Raw genomic sequence first — 19436 nt, 5'->3', positions numbered from 1 at the left:
ACTTCGGCGCGCAGTACGCGCAGCTGATCGCCCGGCGGGTGCGTGAGGCGCAGGTCTATTCCGAGATCGTTCCCCACACGGCCACCGCGGCCGAGCTGGTTGAGCGCTCGCCCGCAGCGATCATCTTCAGCGGCGGCCCGGCATCGGTGCACGTTGACGGTGCCCCGGGCATCGACCCCGGCGTATACGAGCTCGGCGTGCCGATCCTGGGCATCTGCTACGGGCACCAACTGCTGTCTCGCGACCTGGGCGGGCAAGTCGGTCGCAGCGGCCGCGGCGAGTACGGGCGCACCACGATGACGCACGCCGGAGTGCCCTCCGAACTGCTCGGCGAACCCGGCATCGGCGTCGGCTCCACCGAGCCCGTGTGGATGTCGCACTTCGACGCTGTGGTCGAGCCGCCCGACGGATTCGCCGTCACAGCGTCCACTGCCGACAGTCCTGCTGCTGTCATCGAAGACCCGCAGCGCCGCTTCTACGGGGTGCAGCACCACCCCGAAGTCGCGCACACGCCGAGCGGCCAAGCACAGCTCGAGCGGTTCCTCCACGGCATCTGCGGGATCAACTCCGAGTGGACGATGGCCAACGTCATCACCGAGAGCGTCGAGGCCATCCGAGCGCAGGTGGGCAGCGCACGTGCCATCTGCGGACTCTCGGGCGGGGTGGACAGCGCCGTGGCCGCCGCGCTGACACAGCGAGCGATCGGCAGCCAGCTCACCTGCGTGTTCGTGGACACGGGGCTCATGCGTGCCGGCGAGGGCGAGCAGGTCACCGACACGTTCCGACGCACGCAGGGCATCGAGCTGATCCATGAACGGGCTGCCGACGAGTTCTTCGAGGCACTGGCCGGCGTGACCGACCCCGAGGACAAGCGCAAGATCATCGGCGAGAAGTTCGTGCGCATCTTCGAGCGCGCTGCCGGCGGCATCACCGACGCCCGCTTCCTGGTGCAGGGCACGCTGTACCCCGACGTGATCGAATCGGGCTCGCCCACCGCGGCGAAGATCAAGAGCCACCACAACGTGGGCGGGCTGCCAGAAGACATGACCTTCGAGCTGGTGGAGCCGCTGCGGAATCTGTTCAAGGACGAGGTGCGGGCCGTCGGCACCGAGCTGGGCCTGCCGGCCGAGATCGTGCAGCGCCAGCCGTTCCCCGGGCCGGGCCTGGGTGTCCGGATCGTGGGCGAGGTCACGCCCGAAGCCGTCGAGACGGTGCGAGCGGCCGATGTCATCGTGCGCGACGAGATCACGAAGGCTGGCCTCGACGGCGAGGTCTGGCAGGGATTCGCAGTGCTGGCAGACATCCGCAGCGTCGGAGTGATGGGCGACGAGCGCACCTACGCCCGCCCGATCATCGTGCGCGCCGTCACCAGCGAGGATGCGATGACTGCCGACTGGGCCCGCCTGCCCCACGACCTGCTCGAGTTGATCTCGTCGCGGATCGTCAACGAAGTGCCCGGCGTCAACCGGGTCGTCTACGACATCACCTCCAAGCCCCCCGGCACCATCGAATGGGAATAGCCGAATGGGAATAGCCGAATGGGAATAGACCCATGGAAATAGGCGGAGGTTCACAGCACAGCCGCAACTACCTTGGCCCCACAGCCGCGGCCAGGCCGCGGAAAGCGTGTGACAAGGGCTGATCATGAACTCAGCAGGGGCCGCGAATGCGGCTGCATCGGTGGACCTGCCGGCGGGGTTCGCCTGCCATGTGGGCAACATCGGCATAAAGGACGGCACCGACGATGTGATGGTGCTGGCAGCTGATCGGGTGGCGGCTGCAGCCGGTGTGTTCACCAAGAGTCTGTTCTCGGGGGCCAGTGTGCGTCGCAGTCAGGCCAACATTGCCGACGGGCGAGTGCAGGCCGTGGTGGTCATATCCAAGAACTCCAACGTGGCAACTGGCGCGCAGGGTGAGCGAGACGCAGCGAACCTCGCGAATCGGGTCGCCGAGCTGGTGGGTTGCGAGCCCGGCCAAGTGTTGGTCGGCTCCACCGGCTTGATCGGCGTGCCCTACCCCGAAGGCAAGATCGACACGTACTTCGACCGGTTGATCGCAGGCCCCGGACCAGCGCTCGACAGCAACGATGCCGTTGCCGCCGCGACGGCGATCATGACCACCGACACGCATCCCAAGACGGCGAGCGCCTCAGCAGGTGCCGCCACGGTGGTGGGCATCGCGAAGGGCTCGGGGATGATCGAGCCCGACATGGCCACGATGATCTCGGTGATCACCACCGACGCCGAGATCGCTCCCGACCGGCTCGACGCCATGCTGCGCCGGGTCTGCGACGTGACCTTCAACGCGCTCAGTGTCGACACCGACACATCCACCAGCGACATGGTGGTGATGCTGGCGAATGGCGCTGCCGGGCCGGTCGACGAGGCCGAATTGGAGACCGCGCTCGGCGCAGTCAGCCTGGACCTGACCCGTCAGCTTGCGTTCGACGGCGAGGGAGCGGAGACCCTGATCGTGGTGACGGCGAATGGCGCCCGTGACGACGCACAAGCCAAGCGGGTCGCCAAGGTCATCGTGAACTCGCCGCTCGTCAAGACGGCCGTGCATGGCCGCGATCCCAACTGGGGCCGGGTTGCGATGGCGATCGGCAAGTGCAGCGACGAGACCGACATCGATCCTGATCGCGTCAGGATCCGCTTCGGCGACCAAGAGGTGTACCCCACGCCCGCGACGGCCGAAGCCCTTGCCGAGCTCGAGGCGTACCTGGCGTCGGACGAGGTGCTGATCTCGGTGGACCTGGGCGTTCGTTCCGATGGCACAGCCGGCTCGTTCACTGTGTACGGCTGCGACCTCACCGACCAGTACGTCCGCATCAACGCCGACTACACGACATAGCCGACTCCCGCGCATGGCCGCCCGTGAATGACGATCTGAGCAGCGATCCGATCCTGGCGCCGCTGAACGCGGGCCAGCGGGCCGCTGTGCTGCACGGCGATGGCCCGGCGCTGGTGGTGGCCGGGGCCGGCTCGGGCAAGACGCGCGTGCTCAGCCATCGCATCGCGCACCTGCTGGCGCACCGGCAGGTCAGCCCGTTCGGCCTGCTGGCCATCACGTTCACCAACAAGGCGGCGGGGGAGATGCGCGAGCGCATCGGCAGCCTCGTCGGTCCCGTGGCGCAGCGGATGTGGATCTCCACCTTCCACAGTGCCTGCGCCCGCATCCTGCGCAGTCACGCCGATGTGCTCGGCTACCCGGGCACGTTCAGCATCTACGACCAGGCCGACTCGCGGCGGCTCACCCGCTACGTGGTGCGAGACCTCGATCTCGATGCCAAGCGGTTCAACGAGCGCGCCGTGCATGCGGCGATCTCGACGCTGAAGAACCAGCTCACCACGCCGCCGCAGGCTGCGGAGCGGGCCGAGTCGCCCGACGGCGGCGGGCCGTTCAACCGTGAAGTGGCTCGCGTCTACTCCGAGTACCAGAAGCGGCTGCGGCGCGCCGGCGCCATGGACTTCGATGACCTGTTGATGCTGGGCGTGGAATTGCTCAGTGCTCATGACGAGGTGGCCGAGCATTACCGGCAGCGCTTCGAGCACATCTTGGTCGACGAGTACCAAGACACGAATCTGGCGCAGGTGCGGCTGATCGGGCTGCTGAGCGGGCCCGCCCAGAACGTCTTCGTCGTAGGCGACTCCGACCAGTCGATCTACGCGTTCCGGGGCGCCGACATCACCAACATCCTGGAGTTCGGCGCCACCTTCGACAATGCCTCGACCTACGTGCTCGATCAGAACTACCGCTCCAGCCAGTCGATCCTCGACGCCGCCAACTCGGTGATCCGCAACAACTTCGGACGGCCGCCGAAGAACCTCTGGACCGATCAGTCCGGCGGTGCCAAGCCGATCCGCTACCGCGGCACCAATGAGGAAGACGAGGCGCACTACGTCTGCGCGGAGTTGCGCCGCCTGCACGGCGATGGCCGGATGGACTGGTCCGACGCTGCAGTCTTCTACCGGTCCAACGCCCAGTCGCGCGTGATCGAGGAAGAGCTTGTCGCCAACGACGTGCCGTACCAGATCATCGGCGGCACCCGCTTCTATGACCGGCGCGAGATCAAGGATGCACTGGCCTACTTGCGGGCTGCGGTCAACCCGTCCGACGAGGTGTCGCTCAAGCGGGTCGTGAATCTGCCCGCCCGCGGCATCGGCGACCGCACGGTCGCCAAGCTGGACGATGCGGCAGCGCGGGGCGACACATCGCTGGCCGACGTGATCGAGCGTGTCGAATCGCTGGGCGTGCGCGGCACCGCCCGCGGCGGCCTGCTGCAGTTCCGCGAGCTGATGAGCCGTGCCCGGGCCCGCATCGACGAGGGACCCGCCGCTGTGCTCGAAGTGGTGCTGAACGAATCGGGCTACATCCAGGCGCTGCACGACGAGGGCACCGTCGAATCCGACGGGCGGCTGGAGCACCTCGAAGAACTCGCCGGCGCCGCTGCCGAGTTCGAGTCGTGCGATGAGTTCCTCGAGCAGGTATCGCTGGTCAGCGATGTGGACGAGATGACCGATGCCTCCCAGGTCTCGCTGATGACGCTGCATTCCGCCAAGGGGCTCGAGTTCGACATCGTGTTCGTGACGGGCATGGAAGACGGCATCTTCCCGCATCACCGCTCGATGACTGATCCCTACGAGCTGGAGGAAGAGCGCCGTCTGGCGTACGTCGGCATCACCCGGGCCCGCAGGCAGCTCTACCTGACCCACTCATGGAGCCGGATGCTGCACGGCCAGACCAGCTACAACCCGCCCAGCCGTTTCATCGACGAGATCCCCGCTGACATGCTGGACGACCGCTCCGACGACACCCAGCGCCTCGGCAGCTCGTGGCGACCCGTCACCAGCGACTGGGGCGCCAATCGCCGGGCCAGCGAGCTCAGCGAGTACAGCCAGCTCGACGAGTCGGAGACGGCCGCCCGGAGCCAGCCCCGCAGCGATCCCGCCCGCCACGACGACAGCGCGGCAAAGGGCCGCGAATCGCGCCGGGAGGAGGCCCGCCGCCGGGTTGCCGCCCGGTTGGGCGAGCCCAGGCCCGCCCCCTCAGCCGACCTCGGCTACGGCGTGGGCGACGACGTGCTGCATGACCGCTTCGGCGCTGGCGTCGTGCAGGACGTACGGCCTGACGGCGACGACTGGGAGGTCACCGTCCACTTCGCCGACATCGGCAACAAGACCCTCGTCGCCAGCTTCGCCAACCTCCGCCGCGTTCGCTCCTAGAGGGCTGGGGCTCCCAAGAGCCTTCACAGCGGGCGGCAGGGCTGCGCTCCTATGCTCCCCGCCGTGGATCTCTTCGAATATCAGGGCAAGCAGTTCTTCAAGGGCTACGGCATGCCGGTATCCGACGGCGAAGTCGCCTTCAGCGTCGACGAAGCAGTGGCCGCCGCGCAGCGTTTGGGCACGCCGGTGATGGTGAAGGCGCAGGTGCACACCGGCGGGCGCGGCAAGGCGGGAGGCGTCAAGTTCGCCGCCACCGTCGACGACGTGCGGACCCACGCCGGCAACATCCTCGGACTCGACATCAACGGCCACATCGTGCGTCGGCTCTGGATCGAGAAGGCCTCGGACATCTCCGAGGAGTACTACGCCAGCTTCACGTTGGACCGCTCGGCCAAGAAGCATCTCGGGATGCTCTCGGCCGAGGGCGGCGTCGAGATCGAGACCGTTGCGGCCGAGAATCCCGACGCCATCAGCAAAGTGCTGGTGGACCCCGCCGAGGGACTCACCGAAGGGGCCGCCCGGGCGTGGGTGGAGGGGGCGAACCTCAACCCGGCCGCCACCGATCAGGCCGTCGAGATCCTGCGCAAGCTGTACGTGGCCTATACCGAGGGCGACGCCGATCTTGTCGAGATCAACCCGCTGATCCTGACGCCCGAGGGCCGGGTGCACGTGCTCGACGCCAAGGTCACGCTCGACGCCAACGCCGTCTTCCGCCACGAGGACTACGCGCAGTACGACGAAACCCAGCCGCGTGACGAGCGCGAGGAGGCCGCCCACGCCAAGGGCCTGCAGTACGTGGGCCTCGCCGGCAGCGTCGGCGTGATCGCCAACGGCGCCGGGCTGGCCATGAGCACGGTCGATGTGGTGAACCAGGTGGGCGGCAAGCCGGCCAACTTCCTGGACATCGGCGGTGGCGCCAACGCCCAGGTGATGGCCAATGCGCTGGAGGTCATCAACAACGACCCCGACGTGCGGGCCATCTTCATCAACATCTTCGGCGGCATCACCCGCGGCGAGGAGGTTGCCAACGGCATCATCGGGGCGCTCGATGCGGTTGACATCGAGGCGCCGATCGTGCTGCGCCTCGACGGCACCAACGCCGCGGAGGGACGCGAGATCCTCGCCCCTCACCTCAACGAGAAGCTGGTGATGGAACCGACCATGCTCGACGCCGCCCGTCGAGCCGTCGCGATGGCCGCGGCTGCGAGCTGAACGGGAGCCTCAGGACATGAGCATCCCCCGAAGGGCAATTCGTTCAGAAGATCGTGATGCGGTCATCACGGCCGCGACAGGAGCGTGACGTGAGCATTTTTGTCAACAAAGACACCAAGGTCGTCTACCAGGGCCTCACGGGTTCGCAAGGCCGCTACTACGGCATGCTGAACCGCGACTACGGCACCAACGTGGTGGCGGGAACCAACCCCCGCAAGGCCGGCACCGACGTGGAAGGCGTGCCGGTGTTCGCCAACTGCACCGAAGTGGTCGCAGCCACCGGCGCCAACGCCTCCTGCATCTTCATCCCCGCGCCGGGCGTGTTCTCCGCCGTGATGGACGCCGCCGAGGCGGGCATCGAATTCGTGGCCTGCATCACCGAGGGCGTGCCGGCTCACGACGAGGCCCGCTTCTTCAACATGCTCAAGCGCGATTACCCGCATGTCCGGCTGCTGGGGCCGAACTGCCCGGGCATCATCACGCCGGGAGAGTGCAACATCGGCATCACCGCGGGCCACATCGCCAAGCCGGGCGGCCCGGTGGGCATCGTCAGCCGTTCGGGCACGCTGACCTACCAGGCGCTGTACGAGCTGCAGCAGAAGGACATCGGCGTCACGACGTGCGTGGGCATCGGCGGCGATCCCGTGCCGGGCACCTCGTTCATCGATTGCCTCGAAGCGTTCGAAGCCGATCCCGACACCAAGGCCGTGATGATGATCGGCGAGATCGGCGGTTCAGCCGAGGAAGAGGCCGCCGCGTTCATCAAGGACAACATGTCCAAGCCGGTGTCGAGCTACATCGCCGGGGTGACCGCGCCTCCAGGCAAGAAGATGGGCCACGCTGGCGCCATCGTCTCGGGCGGCAAGGGCACTGCTGCGGCCAAGATGGATGCGCTGCGCGATGCTGGCGTGCGGGTGGGTCTGAACCCCACCGAAGCCGGCGAGCTCATGGCCGAGATCGTCGCGGAGCTGTAGTTACGGCTGCACGATCTGCCCATAGATCTCCATCAGGGCTGCAGCGTGGGCCTCGGCGCCGAACGGTGCCAGCGTCACGGCTGTTGTCGAGGCCGAGGCAGCGAGCTCTGTTTGCAGCGCCTTGGTGAGCACCGCCGCCAGAGCGTCAGCGCTGTCGGGGGGTGCTAGGAAGCCGTTGGTGCCTTCGGTGATGAAGTGGGGTGCGGCGCCCACGGCGGTGGCGACCACGGGTCGGCCTGCAGCGAGAGCCTCCGCAGTGATCATGCCGAAGCCTTCCCGCCGGCTCGGCACGCACACCAGACGGGCCCGCCGGTACCACTCGCCGATCTCGTTGGGGGGCACGGCGCCAGCGAACTCCGCGCTGACGCCGCGCCGGAGTGCCAGCGCTTCGAGCAGCGTCAGGTCGGGGCCGTCACCGACGATGACCAGCTCGGGTTGTGCGGCTGGCGGCATGAGCGCCACGGCTTCGATGAGTACGTCGAACCCCTTCTCGGCCATGAGGCGTCCGATGCTGATCACCGGACCGTCCGCGGGTGCCGGCGTTGGCGTTCCGAGCCGGTCGGCACCCACGGGCATCGACGCGACCGCCAGCAGTGGTCCGCCAGTGCGCCCACTCGGCTCGGCACTCGGCGGGGGATGCGGGCCGTGGGATCGTCGCACGAGCGACGAGGCCCAATCCTGCAGGTCCTCGGAGACGGTCACCACGGCGCTTGCGCGGCGCAATACTCGGCGTGCCAGCCATCGGTGGATGGCATTGGTGGTGACCGCGGCGTCGGAGCCGTGGATGTGCACCACGCTGGCCGTCCGCCGTCCCGCAAGGGCAGCGGCAGCAACGGCCACGAGTCCGCAGGGAAACCACCAGTGGCCGTGTATCACTGTGCCTTCACCCGAACGGCGACGTGGGTGGCGGGATGCGGCCAAGGCGAGTTGCGCGATCATCGGGACGACCCACAGCGCCGACAGTCCGGAGAACACCCGGTAGCTCTCGCCTAGCGCTACCCGTGCTTCGATCCGTCGGGGGGCGAATCGCACCCTGTGCACCTCGATGCCGCCCACCACGTGGCGGCGCGGCGCATCGGGGTGAGCGGGGCACACCACCGTCACTTCGGCACCCGCACCGGCCAGCGCTCGCGCGTGATCGAGCAGGAAGGGTTTGTGGTGATCGTCCAGCGACGTCGGAAACCCCGGTGCAACCAGCGCCACACGCACTCGCCCAGTCTCGCAGCGGTCCTGCTTCGAGCCGTGCCGTCGACGCTCCGGGTGGCTTGCGGGCACCCCGGTACGCTCAGCGGGATGCCGGCTGGGCGCCAGATGTGCCGGGGACGCCGGACACGGCTGATGCGCAGCATCATGAGCGTGCAGTCGTGACCGCATCGAATGGCAGCATCGGCGAACGGCGGCGAGCCGGCGCCGCCCTGAGGTGGGCGCTCGGGCTGGCGACCGCAGCGATGATCGTCTGGCTGGCGGTTCGCTACTGGGACGACCTGCGCCGGATCGACCTGCAAGTCGATGCTGTCGGACTGGCGGCCGCCGTATTCGTGTCGATGATCGCCACGTGGTGCCTGGCGCTCGGATGGCGTGAGCTCATCGGCGGCTATGGCACGCCGCTGGCGCAAGGCCCGGCGCTGCGCATCTGGATGCTGTCCCAGGCAACGCGTTACCTGCCGAGCGGGCTGGTGCCAGTGGTCGCCCGGGCCGGCCTGGCTGCCCCGCTGGGCGTGAACCGGGCTGCCGCAGGGGCGTCGGTAGTTGTGGAGACCGCCACGCTGGTCGGCTGGTCGGCAGTCTTCGCGGCGCTGTGGGCACCAGCCGACTGGCTGGGCACTGCAGGGGGATGGCTCGCCCGCATCGTCATCGGCGTCGGCGCGGTCGCCGGCCTGGTGACACTGCCGTGGACACTGGCGGGCGCCGGGGGCTGGTGGCGCCGTATCGACGGGTTGATGCGGCGGGTGGTCGTGCTGCGGTGGCTGTCGGGGCGGATGCAGACCGACGCGCTCAACGCCGAACGGGCAGCCGTGTGGCGAGCGGTGTTCATCTACGGACTGGCGGTGGCGCAGCGCCTTATGGCGTCGGTATTGCTGGCCGGTGCGCTGCTTGCCGCCGGAGTCGACGACATCTGGCTGATTGCCGGGGCAACAGCGGCAGGCATCGTCATGGGCATGGTCGGCATCACGCCGGCGGGGCTCGGCGTGCGCGAGGTGGTGGTTGCGGCCCTGCTGGCCGAGCGATTCGGGGTCGGCGACGCCGCGGCCTTCGCCATCGCGGTGCGAGTGCTGGAATTCGCCCACGAGTTGGTGCTGCTGCCGCTCGCCGCGGCGGCCGGACGCGCCAAGCTGACAGATTCCTGAGCGCTCGGTCCGAATCCACTGAGAGTTAGCCGGACTATCGGAGGTGTCCCCGTGAGCCGACCGTTTCGATTCAGGGTCCAGGCCTTCAGCGCCGATACTGCTGCGGAGTGGAAAGACCTGGCACGCCACCCGCATGCGCTCATCGGCTCGGTCTCGGAGATCTGCGAGACCTTGCAGCAGCGCCGTGACACCTACGGCATCAGCTACGTGACCGTCCGTGGCGCGAACATGGCGGAGTTCGCGCCAGTGGTTGCAGCGCTGTCGGGCACCTGACGAGAGGATCATCCCATGGTTGACCTTGACGATTTCGGGCTGTTCGACCCCGCGGTCGAGGTGGTCCGCGACCCCGACATGTTCGGCGAGCCGCTGTCCTTCTGCCTCGAGCGCGACGGGGCCACCAATCACCTGGCGTTCGGCCGGGGCATCCACTTCTGCGTCGGCGCGGCCCTGTCACGCCTCGAAGGCAAAGTGGTGCTCGAGGAGCTCGCCCGTCGCCTGTCGTCGTTCGAGCTGGACGCCGCCAATACCTTCGAGTACCACCCGAGCTTCAGGCTGCGAGGCCTCAAGCGCCTGGATCTGCGCCTGGCCCCAGCCTGACCCTCGCCGGGGTTCGCTCATCAATCACCGCGAACCCGGTGCGCCACTACAAGCCTCGGGGAATTCGTTTTCCTCGTCGTCTCACCGGGTGAGAGAATGCTGAGACGGCACCCCCGCACTCAGGCTGCAGCTGTCATTCAATATAACGAAAGCTATTGAAAATAAATGGCAATTGTCACACCAACCTTTCCGGCTACGTTGCTCACCGCCGAGGACCTGCTGCGCCTCGACGCTCAGGGCGTGCGTGGCGAGTTGGTCAGGGGAGTGTTCTGCGAGACCATGTCAGCCGGACAGCTGCACGGGAAGCTCGCTCTGCGGCTGGGCGCACGGCTGCTCGACCATGCCGAGGCTCACGGCCTCGGCACCGTCGTCGGCACTGATTCCGGCATCTTGCTTGAGCACGATCCCGACACGGTGCGCGAACCGGACCTCGCCTTTACCGCGACGGCGCGACTGCCGCCCGGGCAAGTGTCCGACGGATATGCCGAAGTGGTGCCTGACCTCGTGGTCGAGGTGGCGTCGCCGAACGATCGGCTCGGCGAGCTCGCAGAACGTGCTGCGATGTGGCTCGGCTTCGGCGTGCGGCTGGTGTGGGTGGTGCATCCGGGCTCGAAGACAGTCGACATCCGCAGCGTCGGCACCGAAGCCGTGGAGTCGCTCACCGAGGCCGACAGCCTCGACGGCGGTTCAGTGCCGCCGGGGTTCACCTACCCGCTCAGCCAGTTGTTCGCCGACTGACTGCGGAGCACATGCAGTCTCTGTATGCGGTGCTTGACACCGGAACCGTCCCTGCTTCGGCAAACGGCCGGGGTTACGCCTTCTCAGGCCGCGCCGCTGCGAGCACCGCCGGGCGGGCGCTCTCCTATGCGAGCTCGACCCGAGCTGCGCGCGGACCGTACCGTCGCAGCCCGAGCAGGTAGGCACGGTTTTCTCGAGAGGCCAAGGACCACGCTGTGGCGGGGACAGGCTCGGCCAGCCGCCCAGTCCCCGATCGGCATCGTCGCAAACAGGGCACGGGGCTCACCGCACCTCGAGTTGGATTCGGCGTTGGCTAAGCGCCCTCAAGGCCACGGGAGTCACACCCCTCAGCGAAGATTGCGGACATTCCCGCCCACTGAAGACTCAGAGGTGAGACAGGACATATGAGCAGTACGCCATTTCCGGAATCGCTGAAGCAGGAGGCTCAGGTTCAGGACTTCCTTGCGATGGACAGCTACTGGACCGACGTGTACCTATCCGAGGGCGCCGTCGACGGACGGCTCCTCCACGCTGTCTTGATGCCTTCGATGCATCGCTCAGAGGTGCTCGCTCGTGAGGACTGGGAAGGACACGTCGGCGATGGAATGCCGGGGTTCTGGCGGAGCGGCGACCGCGTCGAGTATGCCCGTCACTGCTGCGCTCACGACGACGCGCTGCCGATCGTGTTCGCGCGCTCCAACTCAGGCATCGGGCCCGACATCCTGCCGGAGATCGTGGAGGAGTTCCGTCACATGCTTGATTTGCGGCCTAACAGCGATCACACGAAGTTCCACAAGCTGATTCGCGACGGCTCGCTTGAACCCGCAGCGGAGGTGTCCGAATCGAGCGTGAGGATTCGCACCAAGTATCTGAAGCAGTATCTGGCCGCTCGACAGTTGGACCTCGTGCGCTTCATTGACTCGTGCGTCTTCCATCCAGGAGATCACACCGCGGCGTTCGCCGATGAGTTTGGCGACAGTCCCTGCGAGAGGCGCGGCCCGAACTACCGGCTTCGCTGGTGGTGTAACCACGGTCGTGAGTGGGGTATGGGAGACCAGACGCTGTCAATGATGCGCGGCAAGTTGGTGATTCCGGCGCCTCCACAAGAGCTCTCGGGAATCTGGCCCTGGGACGAGGAGGACGTCGAGGAGTATCAGGAGTTCACGATCGGCGAGGACGATGTCGGCAGGCAGGTCAGATTCACATGCGATCCGAGCCGGCTCGGCAACTTCTTCGGCGCGAATCCGGACGCGCCGAATTATCTGACACCGGTTTGGTTCCGCTGCGGAGTCCTGCAGAAGTACTACGCGGACACGGACAAGTACGAAGTAACTGACGGCCACTTGTGGTGCGGTGGCTTGTGGTGCGTGCGCATCGACAACGACAACGCGGACGGCTTCGTGATGGTCTGGCTCGGCGATCTCGGACGGGACATCCCTTCCACTGAGCGCGACCACTGGAAGGCCCACAACGTCGTACTGCCGAGGATGGGCAGCCAGACCGCGATCAGGCGCCAGCTCATGGGCCAATGGGCGGACGCCGAATCGCCCGTGTTCGTCTTCAGGCAGGAGTACAGCAAGTTCCGCGACGCATGGCAGGAACGGTTCGACTGGGACCTGCTGTGCGAACTGGAAGGCCCGAACGCGGCAGCGCTCGACCGGTTGCGCACGCCTCTCAACGACACTGACAAGGAGTTCGAGGATCTCATCAAGGACCTGCATCTCGCCTTGGTTGAAGCACTCAATGCCAAGCAATTGCCACCAGAGCTGGCTGGCGACACGAAAGACATGAAGTCGATTTCGCTTCTTGAGCGTTGGCTCTGCGAACTCGACTACCCATCAGTCGAGAACGACATCCGCTTCCTTCGCAATCTCAACGAGGTTCGTAGCCTCAGCTCGCACTTGCGCAGCCGAAAACACGAAGAACGGCTCCACCGCCTCGGAGTCACTGAGGACCGGATCGCCACGATGCAGCAGTTCTACAGAAGCGCAGCGACGCTCCTCGGCAACCTCCGGGCATGGATCGGCGATTCCCAAGGGGACGACGAGTCAGTCTCAACCCCGACAACGTGAGACCGGCCGCGGAAACACTGTTGCTTCGAACATGTGGGCGCATCTCGCATGAGCGCCAGGTGTCGATGCTCATCTCTGCGGCACATTCGACCTCGCGCGAGCACGCCGGGACGAGGCGTCCCTCAACAGCCCGATGGACAAGCCCGTGCGGATGACGCCTGTCAAGTCCAAGGGCGCACTGAGGCGCGCTCACGTGATGCTGCGTCGCTGGGAGATCGGGCTGCGAATGCGCGAAGCCCACGGTGACCCTGACATTTGGCTCTTGGAGTCGAAAGCGCCAGCCCATCGCTCGCCATGGAGCGACACACGGACGTACCCAGGCGCTGCCACGCAGGCCGGCCCGGGCAGCGCAGTCGAAGTGGTCGAATCCGAGGCGCGGCTGCGCGTGTACGCGGTTCATGACTATTTCGTCGGGCTTCGGACTACGACGGGCACTCGTAGTGCCTATTCGCTCTATGTGATGTGCCGGGCGACCATCGAGGCTTGCGCATTCGCGACCTGGGTATTCGACCCCGCGGCGCGACCGGAGGAGCGTCTGCTGAGAGGGTTGCGGCTCGCCGCGGAGCCTCTTCGCCGCAGATTGAAGTCCCTCGAAGCGATGGAATCTGATGCAACCGGGTTCTGGGGCGACGACTTCCGCTCGGACATAACCTCCGCGAAGAACCGAGCGTTGGTCTACCAGCACAACATCGAGCGAGCCATCCAGAGCATCCACGCGGAACATCAGAAGGCAGACGGGCACGCCAGCCGGGAGCCGAGTCGTGTCCCTTCGGCTTCTCAGCGCGTTCGAGAGATGCTCTGCGACGAGATGGACCTGCCGCAGGGACTTGATGCGTACCACCGCATGAGCGGCGTCGCCCATTCCGAAGCACTCGCGATCATCGGCACTTGGAACTGGGACACCAAGCGTCCGTCCATCGACTACTTCAGCTTTCTCGAGTTCCTGCACCTCGCCCTCTGCGCAGTTGCCTTCATGCTGGAACGACGCGCAGCCTGCTGGGGCGAGAACTGCAAGCTCAACAAGCTGCACAGGATCATCCACCGAGTCGAACACATCGTCGAACGCGAACCCCGAGTGCAGATGGTCTAGGTCAGCAGCACAGCTAGTCGGCCGGAATGAAGGGTGTGGGGCAGCGCGCGTAGCGCTCGGCTCGGAGGAGCGGGCCGAGGTCGAACCATGAGTGCAGACGCGGCGTCGCCGATTGGGGCAAAGGCTGGAGATCGTTCCATCGGTAGACAACGATCGGCTTGTCGCCGTGTTCGGCGTTCTCAACTTGAGCCTGCTTGATGCTCTCTCGCAAGTGCTTCCGGGCCCGCGCGGGCAGATCGCGAGGTGGTCGAGCGAGGAAGGCGAGCCAGTTTCGCTCTTCGACACCGACCCAGCGGACCTCCCCATTGGGATAGGACAGCGACATCATGGCCCAGTCCCCGCTCGGCAAGTGATCGACCTTGCCGAGGCGCTTGTCCTCGTTTCCGGGCTGATGCCGGTCGATCTCGATCTGGTAGTGACGCACGTTGTCGTGAGGACGGGTGGGCCACAGGTTTGAGGCGAGTGCTTTGTCCAGGCGGGAAGCTGCTTCTTCGTCGATGTCCGGTTTCGAGACCGTCATGGCAGCGGTGACTGCGTAGCGGTCGAGCCGACTGAGCACCGCGATGCGTGTCCACTCAGCAAATTGAGTGCAGTGATCAGACGCCTCTTGCACCTCGTTGCGGGTGGGCTGGTGGGCACGGTGCAAGACCCTGTTGCGCAAATCGAGCACGCCCACAGCCATCTCTTGCGCCGCGAGGTCGATCTCCCGAGAAATGGAGAGCCGGTCGATGATCGCCGCCAGCAGAGTGTTCGCGTTGCGAGTATTGCCGTTGCGCTCATAGAGCACCTGAAACGCTTTCGCAGGGGGATTATGTAGGATAGTTGCCAATCTGTGTATCAGTCGATATAATGATGGCATGGCAACCGACACCAAAGCCCCCGGCAAGCACCACCGCAAGGGCATCACGCTGATCGAACTCACCGAGATGTTTCCCGACGAGCAATCGGCTCGGACGTGGTTCGAGGCGCAGGTGTGGACCGGGCAGCGTTGCTGCGGACACTGCGGCAGCACCAACACTCACGAGGCGAAGCACAAGACGATGCCGTACCGCTGCCGTGACTGCCGCAAGTACTTCTCCGTCAAGACCGGCACCGCGCTGGAAGCGTCCAACGTTCCGCTTCGCAAGTGGGTGTTCGCGATCTACCTGGAACTCACGAACCTCAAAGGCGTGTCCAGCATGAAGCTGCACCGCGACCTCGGCGTAACCCAGAAGACAGCGTGGTTCATGCTGCACCGCATCCGCGAAGCATGGGCAGAAGTCGAGCTTGGCCCCTTTGACGGCCCCGTGGAGGTCGATGAGACGTTCATCGGCGGCAAGGCCAAGAACATGCACGTGGCGGACCGCGAACGCCGTATCACCGGCAGGGGCGGCACCGACAAGACTGCTGTCATCGGCGCGAAGGACCGCGCCACCAATCAGGTCACCGCTCGGGTGGTGGCCAGCACCGACGCTGACACGCTGGTGCCGTTCGCTGAGGAAGCGTCAACGCCGAGCGCGCAGGTGTTCACAGACGGGAACCGTGCCTATCTCGGCATCGAACGGGACCATGAGACGGTCGCTCACAGCGTGGGCGAGTACGTGCGCGGCCAAGCCCACACGAACGGCATCGAGAGCTTCTGGGCGATGCTCAAGCGCGGCTATCAGGGCACCTATCACCACTTCAGCCCGCAGCACCTCCACCGGTACGTCAACGAGTTCGCCGGTCGGCACAACTTCCGCAACTCGGACACCATCGACCAGATGCGTGCAACCGTCCGCAGCTTGGTCGGGCAGCGCATCCGCTACGCCGACCTCGTTGCCAACGGCGTCACCCGTGCCGTGGCGATCCCGGACGGCGAGCCGTGGTAGCTCCGAACTGGAAGAACCGCACGCTGTGGATCGACGACAACCTGCGCGTTCTGCGGGGCATGAACAGCGAGACGGTCGATCTCGTCTACCTCGATCCGCCGTTCAACTCCAACCGGCTCTACAACGCTCCGCTCGGTTCCGATGCCGCAGGTGCCCAGTTCGATGACACCTGGACTATGAACGGCGTCAAGGCCGAATGGGCGGAACTCCAAGAGGCCGCCGACCCTGCGATGCATCACACTGTCGTCGGCGCGGGTCTCAGTCACGGAGAGTCGATGCAGGCGTACCTCTCGTTCATGGCTCTGCGGCTCCAAGAGTGCCATCGCGTCCTTAGGGCAGACGGCAGCCTGTACCTGCACTGCGATCCGACCGCAGTCCACTACCTCAAGCAGATACTCGACTGTGTGTTCGGCCAGCGCAACTTCCGCTCTGAGATCATCTGGCGCATCGGCTGGGTCAGCGGCTTCAAGACGCAGAAGCGCGGCTGGATTCGCAACCACGACACGATCCTGTACTACGTCCGCGACCCGTCAGCTACCGCGAAGTTCAACAAGGAATATCTGCCGTACCCCGACGACTATGTGCGCCGAGACGGCAAGAAACCCACCGGCAAGGGCTTCCCCATCGAAGACACTTGGAACTGTCATCGCGGCGACGTGCTCGACAGCATCATGATCAAGAGCTTCTCGCAGGAGAAAACCGGGTGGCCGACGCAGAAGCCGCTTGCGCTGCTGGAGCGCATCATCAAGGCCAGCTCCAACCCCGGCGACGTGGTGCTCGATCCGTTCTGCGGGTGCGCCACGGCGATGGTCGCAGCCGAACGGCTTGAGCGTCAGTGGGTGGGGATCGACATAGACGAGACCGCTGTAGGGATCACGCTCAAGCGTCTGCAAGACGAGTCAGACGCCGCGGTCCACAATGTCGATCTTCAGGGGATGCGCGAAGGGCTTCCCACCGTTCACCTGCCTCCCCAGCCCCCCAGCGCACAGACCCGGACCGTCCGACGCGTTCACCGCGGATACGCGCGATCCTGTGGGCTGCGCTCGGCAGCGGCGAACGTCGGCCGTGCCCCGGATGCGACCGGGCGAAATGGCACGACGACTTCCACCTCGATCACGTCACTCCACGCTCGAAGGGCGGCTTGGACAGCGATGAGAACCTGCAACTGCTGTGCGCAGCCTGCAACAGCCGCAAGGGCAACCGGCTCACCATGAGCGAGCTGCGAGCCTCTTGGGGGCTTCCCGCAGGGACTACGACCGTGACCGATTACGGCGAGCTAGGAGCGAGCAATGAGCAAGCTGAAGCGTGACAAGCGGGTGAAGCGGTCCCGCATCTACCCACCGGTCCGGCAGGTCACGCCGGACGCGACGCCCGAGCAGGTCGCTCGGGCGTTGCTGAGGAGCCGGAACAGTCGCGCGCGGTAGTCTCGCGGCATGACTGCTGACGCGGAGCCATGGCCGAGCTTGGACCTGCGCGGTGTGGACCTAGCTGCTGTCCCGTCGTTCGTTCTGGATGAGTTCGAGGCATTCGAGCAGACTGACGGCCAGCTCGCTGTCAGGATGCAAGCCGTTCGGCAGGGTGATGTCCACGGCAGTGATGCGGAACCGGATGCGGGTGTCTAGCTCCGCGATCTGGTCGTCGGTCATCTGGCGGGCTGCTTCGCGCAGCAATGATCTGGCGGCAAGCAGTCGTGAGACGAGCGATACGTCTGATGCGGGCATCAGCGCAGGCTACCGCCATGCCGTCAACTACCCTACATAATCCCCTTTCGCAGGGTCAAGTTCGTCTTCCCACAACAGACACAGCAAGAGTGCCCTGATGGACTGCTCGCAGGTGACGCCTGTGAGGATCGCAGCGACCGCATAGTCGCCTTGCCCCAGCGCGACGTTCGCATTGCGCCACGACTCGTAAACGTGGCGAAACGGGCCGTCGAGAACTGGGGCGCGCGCACCGACCAACTCCTTGCCAGAGAAGCGAGCCGGGTGTTCAGCGCTTGGAGGCGGCAATAGGCGATGAACGGCGGGCTCTCTTGGGAACATCACGTTGATGTCGTCAGCGGCGGGCCAGCGGGGCTCGTTCTCTCCGTGTGTCACTGTCCGAATCGCGTATGGCACCAGCAGCGGTAGCCGCGAGCGGGTCGTGATCGGCATCGGTTGTCGGGCGACCGCGCTGTAGGCGCGCTGGAGATCAGCAACCAGTGCAACCGCCTCATCGAGTGCGTTGCTCAGATCGCCGTCGGAATCCCCATCCAGCGCTACGGCAACTTCCGCAACAGTCACCGTGACCGGCTGGGAAGCCGGCCCCGAAGAATCGTCGCCGAACTGCGTAGAGGGGAACGCGACGCGCACAGCCTCAAGAGCAGCGTGCTGGAATGCGTCGATCTCGCTGCTGACGAGGTGGTGGAAGCGACAACTGATCCGGCAGCCGGACAAGCCCTCGTAGTCATCCCAGTCGACACCCAAGTATCGCTGCTCGAAACCCGACTCTGGTGGCGGTCTCTCTTGGCCCCGGAAGATCGACTTGTTAGGGATTGACAACGGCGATTCAAGCGGCAAGAAGAAGTAGACGGCCTTGAGTGAGACCCGCACGCCGCTTGTATCGCGCCCAGCCGGGTGCCTCCTGCGCTTGCGTCGTCGTGACATGACCCTGAACCTCATTCGAGTCTGGAGCTGGTGCTTGAACGATCCGATCCCAGACCGAAGGGCAGAAGCGGCCGCGAGTCGTCGCAGCAGGGGCCGCATTCTGCCGCCGTCCATCTGCGAGCAGGAAGTCGGTGCGGCCGATGAGACCCGCGTCAGAGGAAGTAGGAATCATCCATTTCAGGGTGCGGGCGAATAGCAAGTGCGCTCGTGGCAATGCCGTTGTCGGCAAGTCTGCGCTTCTGTTCCCTCTCGTCGGCATGCTTGACGCGTTCGCATTGGTCGTCGTCGAGGTAGAAGGCGTAGTTTTCGACGCGCTGACGCGCCTCGGCGTAGTCCTCCCCGTCCGGGTGCTCCTGTGAGCAGATTTTGCAGAACGCGTCGACCGCTGCTGCGACCTCCGATCGTTTCACTCGGGGACGGAGATCGGGCACCAGATTGAGGTCCCCGTCGACCGACACGACGATGACGAACGCCGTGTCGGGATGAGCGCGCTGGTAGCGGACCGAGGAGTTGTAGCGCGATCCCCGCGCTGGATCGCCTTTGCCGGAGGCTTCTCCGTCGAGGATGATTCCAAATGCGTGGCAGCGACCTTTAGAGGCCGCGCCGATAGGCGACCGTCCACCAGTCGTCGGGTCGGGTCCGCTGTGATGCGGGCTGCTTGCCGAACCGACGATCTGGTGGAGGTGCC

Annotated in this window: 17 protein-coding genes and 2 pseudogenes; 14 read left to right on the top strand and 5 right to left on the bottom strand. The window is 65.8% G+C overall.

The genetic code is table 11. The features are described from left to right. From guaA to sucD, 5 genes are all read left to right on the top strand, one after another. Positions 1-1520, top strand: a 1520-nt coding sequence (gene guaA, locus VI480_RS13405) for a glutamine-hydrolyzing GMP synthase (RefSeq protein ID WP_323673361.1), incomplete at its 5' end; no start/stop codon positions are given. A 124-nt stretch (positions 1521-1644) separates the two neighbouring features. After that, positions 1645-2853 (top strand): bifunctional glutamate N-acetyltransferase/amino-acid acetyltransferase ArgJ, encoded by a 1209-nt coding sequence (argJ, locus tag VI480_RS13400; RefSeq protein WP_323673360.1) that lies wholly within the window; start codon positions 1645-1647, stop codon positions 2851-2853. Between the two features lie 23 nt (positions 2854-2876). Then, a complete protein-coding gene (locus VI480_RS13395; RefSeq protein ID WP_323673359.1) occupies positions 2877-5225 on the top strand; it encodes an ATP-dependent helicase in 2349 nt (782 codons plus the stop codon). A 63-nt stretch (positions 5226-5288) separates the two neighbouring features. Next, positions 5289-6437, top strand: a complete 1149-nt coding sequence (sucC, locus tag VI480_RS13390; protein ID WP_323673358.1) for an ADP-forming succinate--CoA ligase subunit beta — start codon at positions 5289-5291, stop codon at positions 6435-6437. Between the two features lie 89 nt (positions 6438-6526). Continuing rightward, positions 6527-7411, top strand: a complete 885-nt coding sequence (gene sucD, locus VI480_RS13385) for a succinate--CoA ligase subunit alpha (RefSeq protein ID WP_323673357.1) — start codon at positions 6527-6529, stop codon at positions 7409-7411. Here the strand turns inward: sucD and VI480_RS13380 are convergent, their stop codons facing one another. Next, a complete protein-coding gene (locus VI480_RS13380; RefSeq protein ID WP_323673356.1) occupies positions 7412-8686 on the bottom strand; it encodes a glycosyltransferase family 4 protein in 1275 nt (424 codons plus the stop codon). Between the two features lie 89 nt (positions 8687-8775). Between VI480_RS13380 and VI480_RS13375 the strand changes: the two genes are divergently transcribed. The 6 genes from VI480_RS13375 to VI480_RS13350 all read left to right on the top strand — a co-directional run bounded on the left by VI480_RS13375 (position 8776) and on the right by VI480_RS13350 (position 14256). After that, positions 8776-9759: a lysylphosphatidylglycerol synthase transmembrane domain-containing protein gene (locus tag VI480_RS13375; protein WP_323673355.1), complete on the top strand. Its 984-nt coding sequence runs from the start codon at positions 8776-8778 to the stop codon at positions 9757-9759. Between the two features lie 51 nt (positions 9760-9810). Next, a complete protein-coding gene (locus VI480_RS13370; RefSeq protein WP_323673354.1) occupies positions 9811-10032 on the top strand; it encodes a hypothetical protein in 222 nt (73 codons plus the stop codon). 15 nt (positions 10033-10047) lie between these two features. Then, positions 10048-10356, top strand: a complete 309-nt coding sequence (locus VI480_RS13365; protein WP_323673353.1) for a cytochrome P450 — start codon at positions 10048-10050, stop codon at positions 10354-10356. Between the two features lie 165 nt (positions 10357-10521). Continuing rightward, entirely contained in the window at positions 10522-11094 is a 573-nt protein-coding gene (locus VI480_RS13360) for a Uma2 family endonuclease (RefSeq protein WP_323673352.1), read from the top strand. 404 nt (positions 11095-11498) lie between these two features. Continuing rightward, positions 11499-13166 carry a hypothetical protein gene (locus tag VI480_RS13355; protein ID WP_323673351.1) on the top strand — a complete coding sequence of 556 codons (1668 nt, stop codon included), beginning with the start codon at positions 11499-11501 and terminating at the stop codon, positions 13164-13166. 145 nt (positions 13167-13311) lie between these two features. Further along, the gene (locus VI480_RS13350) at positions 13312-14256 is read left to right on the top strand and encodes a hypothetical protein (protein ID WP_323673350.1); all 945 of its coding nucleotides are present in this window, start codon (positions 13312-13314) and stop codon (positions 14254-14256) included. A 13-nt stretch (positions 14257-14269) separates the two neighbouring features. Here VI480_RS13350 and VI480_RS13345 read toward each other — a convergent pair whose 3' ends face one another. Next, a complete protein-coding gene (locus VI480_RS13345) occupies positions 14270-15127 on the bottom strand; it encodes a hypothetical protein (RefSeq protein WP_323673349.1) in 858 nt (285 codons plus the stop codon). On the opposite strand from VI480_RS13345, the gene VI480_RS13340 reads away from it, so the two are divergent. The 3 genes and pseudogenes from VI480_RS13340 to VI480_RS15705 all read left to right on the top strand — a co-directional run bounded on the left by VI480_RS13340 (position 15114) and on the right by VI480_RS15705 (position 17415). Then, positions 15114-16106, top strand: coding sequence for an IS1595 family transposase (locus VI480_RS13340; RefSeq protein WP_416246698.1), 993 nt, complete (start codon positions 15114-15116; stop codon positions 16104-16106). The genes VI480_RS13345 and VI480_RS13340 overlap by 14 nt on opposite strands. 59 nt (positions 16107-16165) lie before the next feature. Next, positions 16166-16969, top strand: a pseudogene (locus VI480_RS13335) (DNA-methyltransferase); the annotation flags it as partial. Next, a complete protein-coding gene (locus tag VI480_RS15705; RefSeq protein WP_416246699.1) occupies positions 16942-17415 on the top strand; it encodes an HNH endonuclease signature motif containing protein in 474 nt (157 codons plus the stop codon). The pseudogene VI480_RS13335 and the gene VI480_RS15705, both read left to right, overlap by 28 nt. A 175-nt stretch (positions 17416-17590) precedes the next feature. On the opposite strand, the gene VI480_RS13330 is transcribed toward VI480_RS15705, so the two are convergent. The 3 genes and pseudogenes from VI480_RS13330 to VI480_RS13320 form a co-directional block, all read right to left on the bottom strand. Beyond that, positions 17591-17827, bottom strand: a complete 237-nt coding sequence (locus tag VI480_RS13330; protein ID WP_323673347.1) for a hypothetical protein — start codon at positions 17825-17827, stop codon at positions 17591-17593. 27 nt (positions 17828-17854) lie between these two features. Beyond that, entirely contained in the window at positions 17855-18694 is an 840-nt protein-coding gene (locus tag VI480_RS13325; protein ID WP_323673346.1) for a hypothetical protein, read from the bottom strand. A 206-nt stretch (positions 18695-18900) separates the two neighbouring features. Next, positions 18901-19436 (bottom strand): annotated as a pseudogene (locus tag VI480_RS13320) (hypothetical protein); the annotation flags it as partial.

This window comes from Candidatus Poriferisodalis multihospitum (genome assembly GCF_028283155.1).
Classification (GTDB): Bacteria; Actinomycetota; Acidimicrobiia; order Acidimicrobiales; family Poriferisodalaceae; genus Poriferisodalis; species Poriferisodalis multihospitum.
The sequence above is the reverse complement of the archived record's forward strand: the minus strand, read 5'-3'. Positions and strand labels throughout refer to the sequence as shown.

What these genes read in the sequence shown, in the direction of transcription:
- argJ (WP_323673360.1), top strand. Translation starts at nt 1,645, where the DNA reads ATGAACTCAGCAGGGGCCGCGAATGCGGCTGCATCGGTGGACCTGCCG.
- VI480_RS13330 (WP_323673347.1), bottom strand. Translation starts at nt 17,827, where the DNA reads ATGCCCGCATCAGACGTATCGCTCGTCTCACGACTGCTTGCCGCCAGA.
- VI480_RS13360 (WP_323673352.1), top strand. Translation starts at nt 10,522, where the DNA reads ATGGCAATTGTCACACCAACCTTTCCGGCTACGTTGCTCACCGCCGAG.
- VI480_RS13365 (WP_323673353.1), top strand. Translation starts at nt 10,048, where the DNA reads ATGGTTGACCTTGACGATTTCGGGCTGTTCGACCCCGCGGTCGAGGTG.
- VI480_RS13340 (WP_416246698.1), top strand. Translation starts at nt 15,114, where the DNA reads ATGGCAACCGACACCAAAGCCCCCGGCAAGCACCACCGCAAGGGCATC.
- VI480_RS13355 (WP_323673351.1), top strand. Translation starts at nt 11,499, where the DNA reads ATGAGCAGTACGCCATTTCCGGAATCGCTGAAGCAGGAGGCTCAGGTT.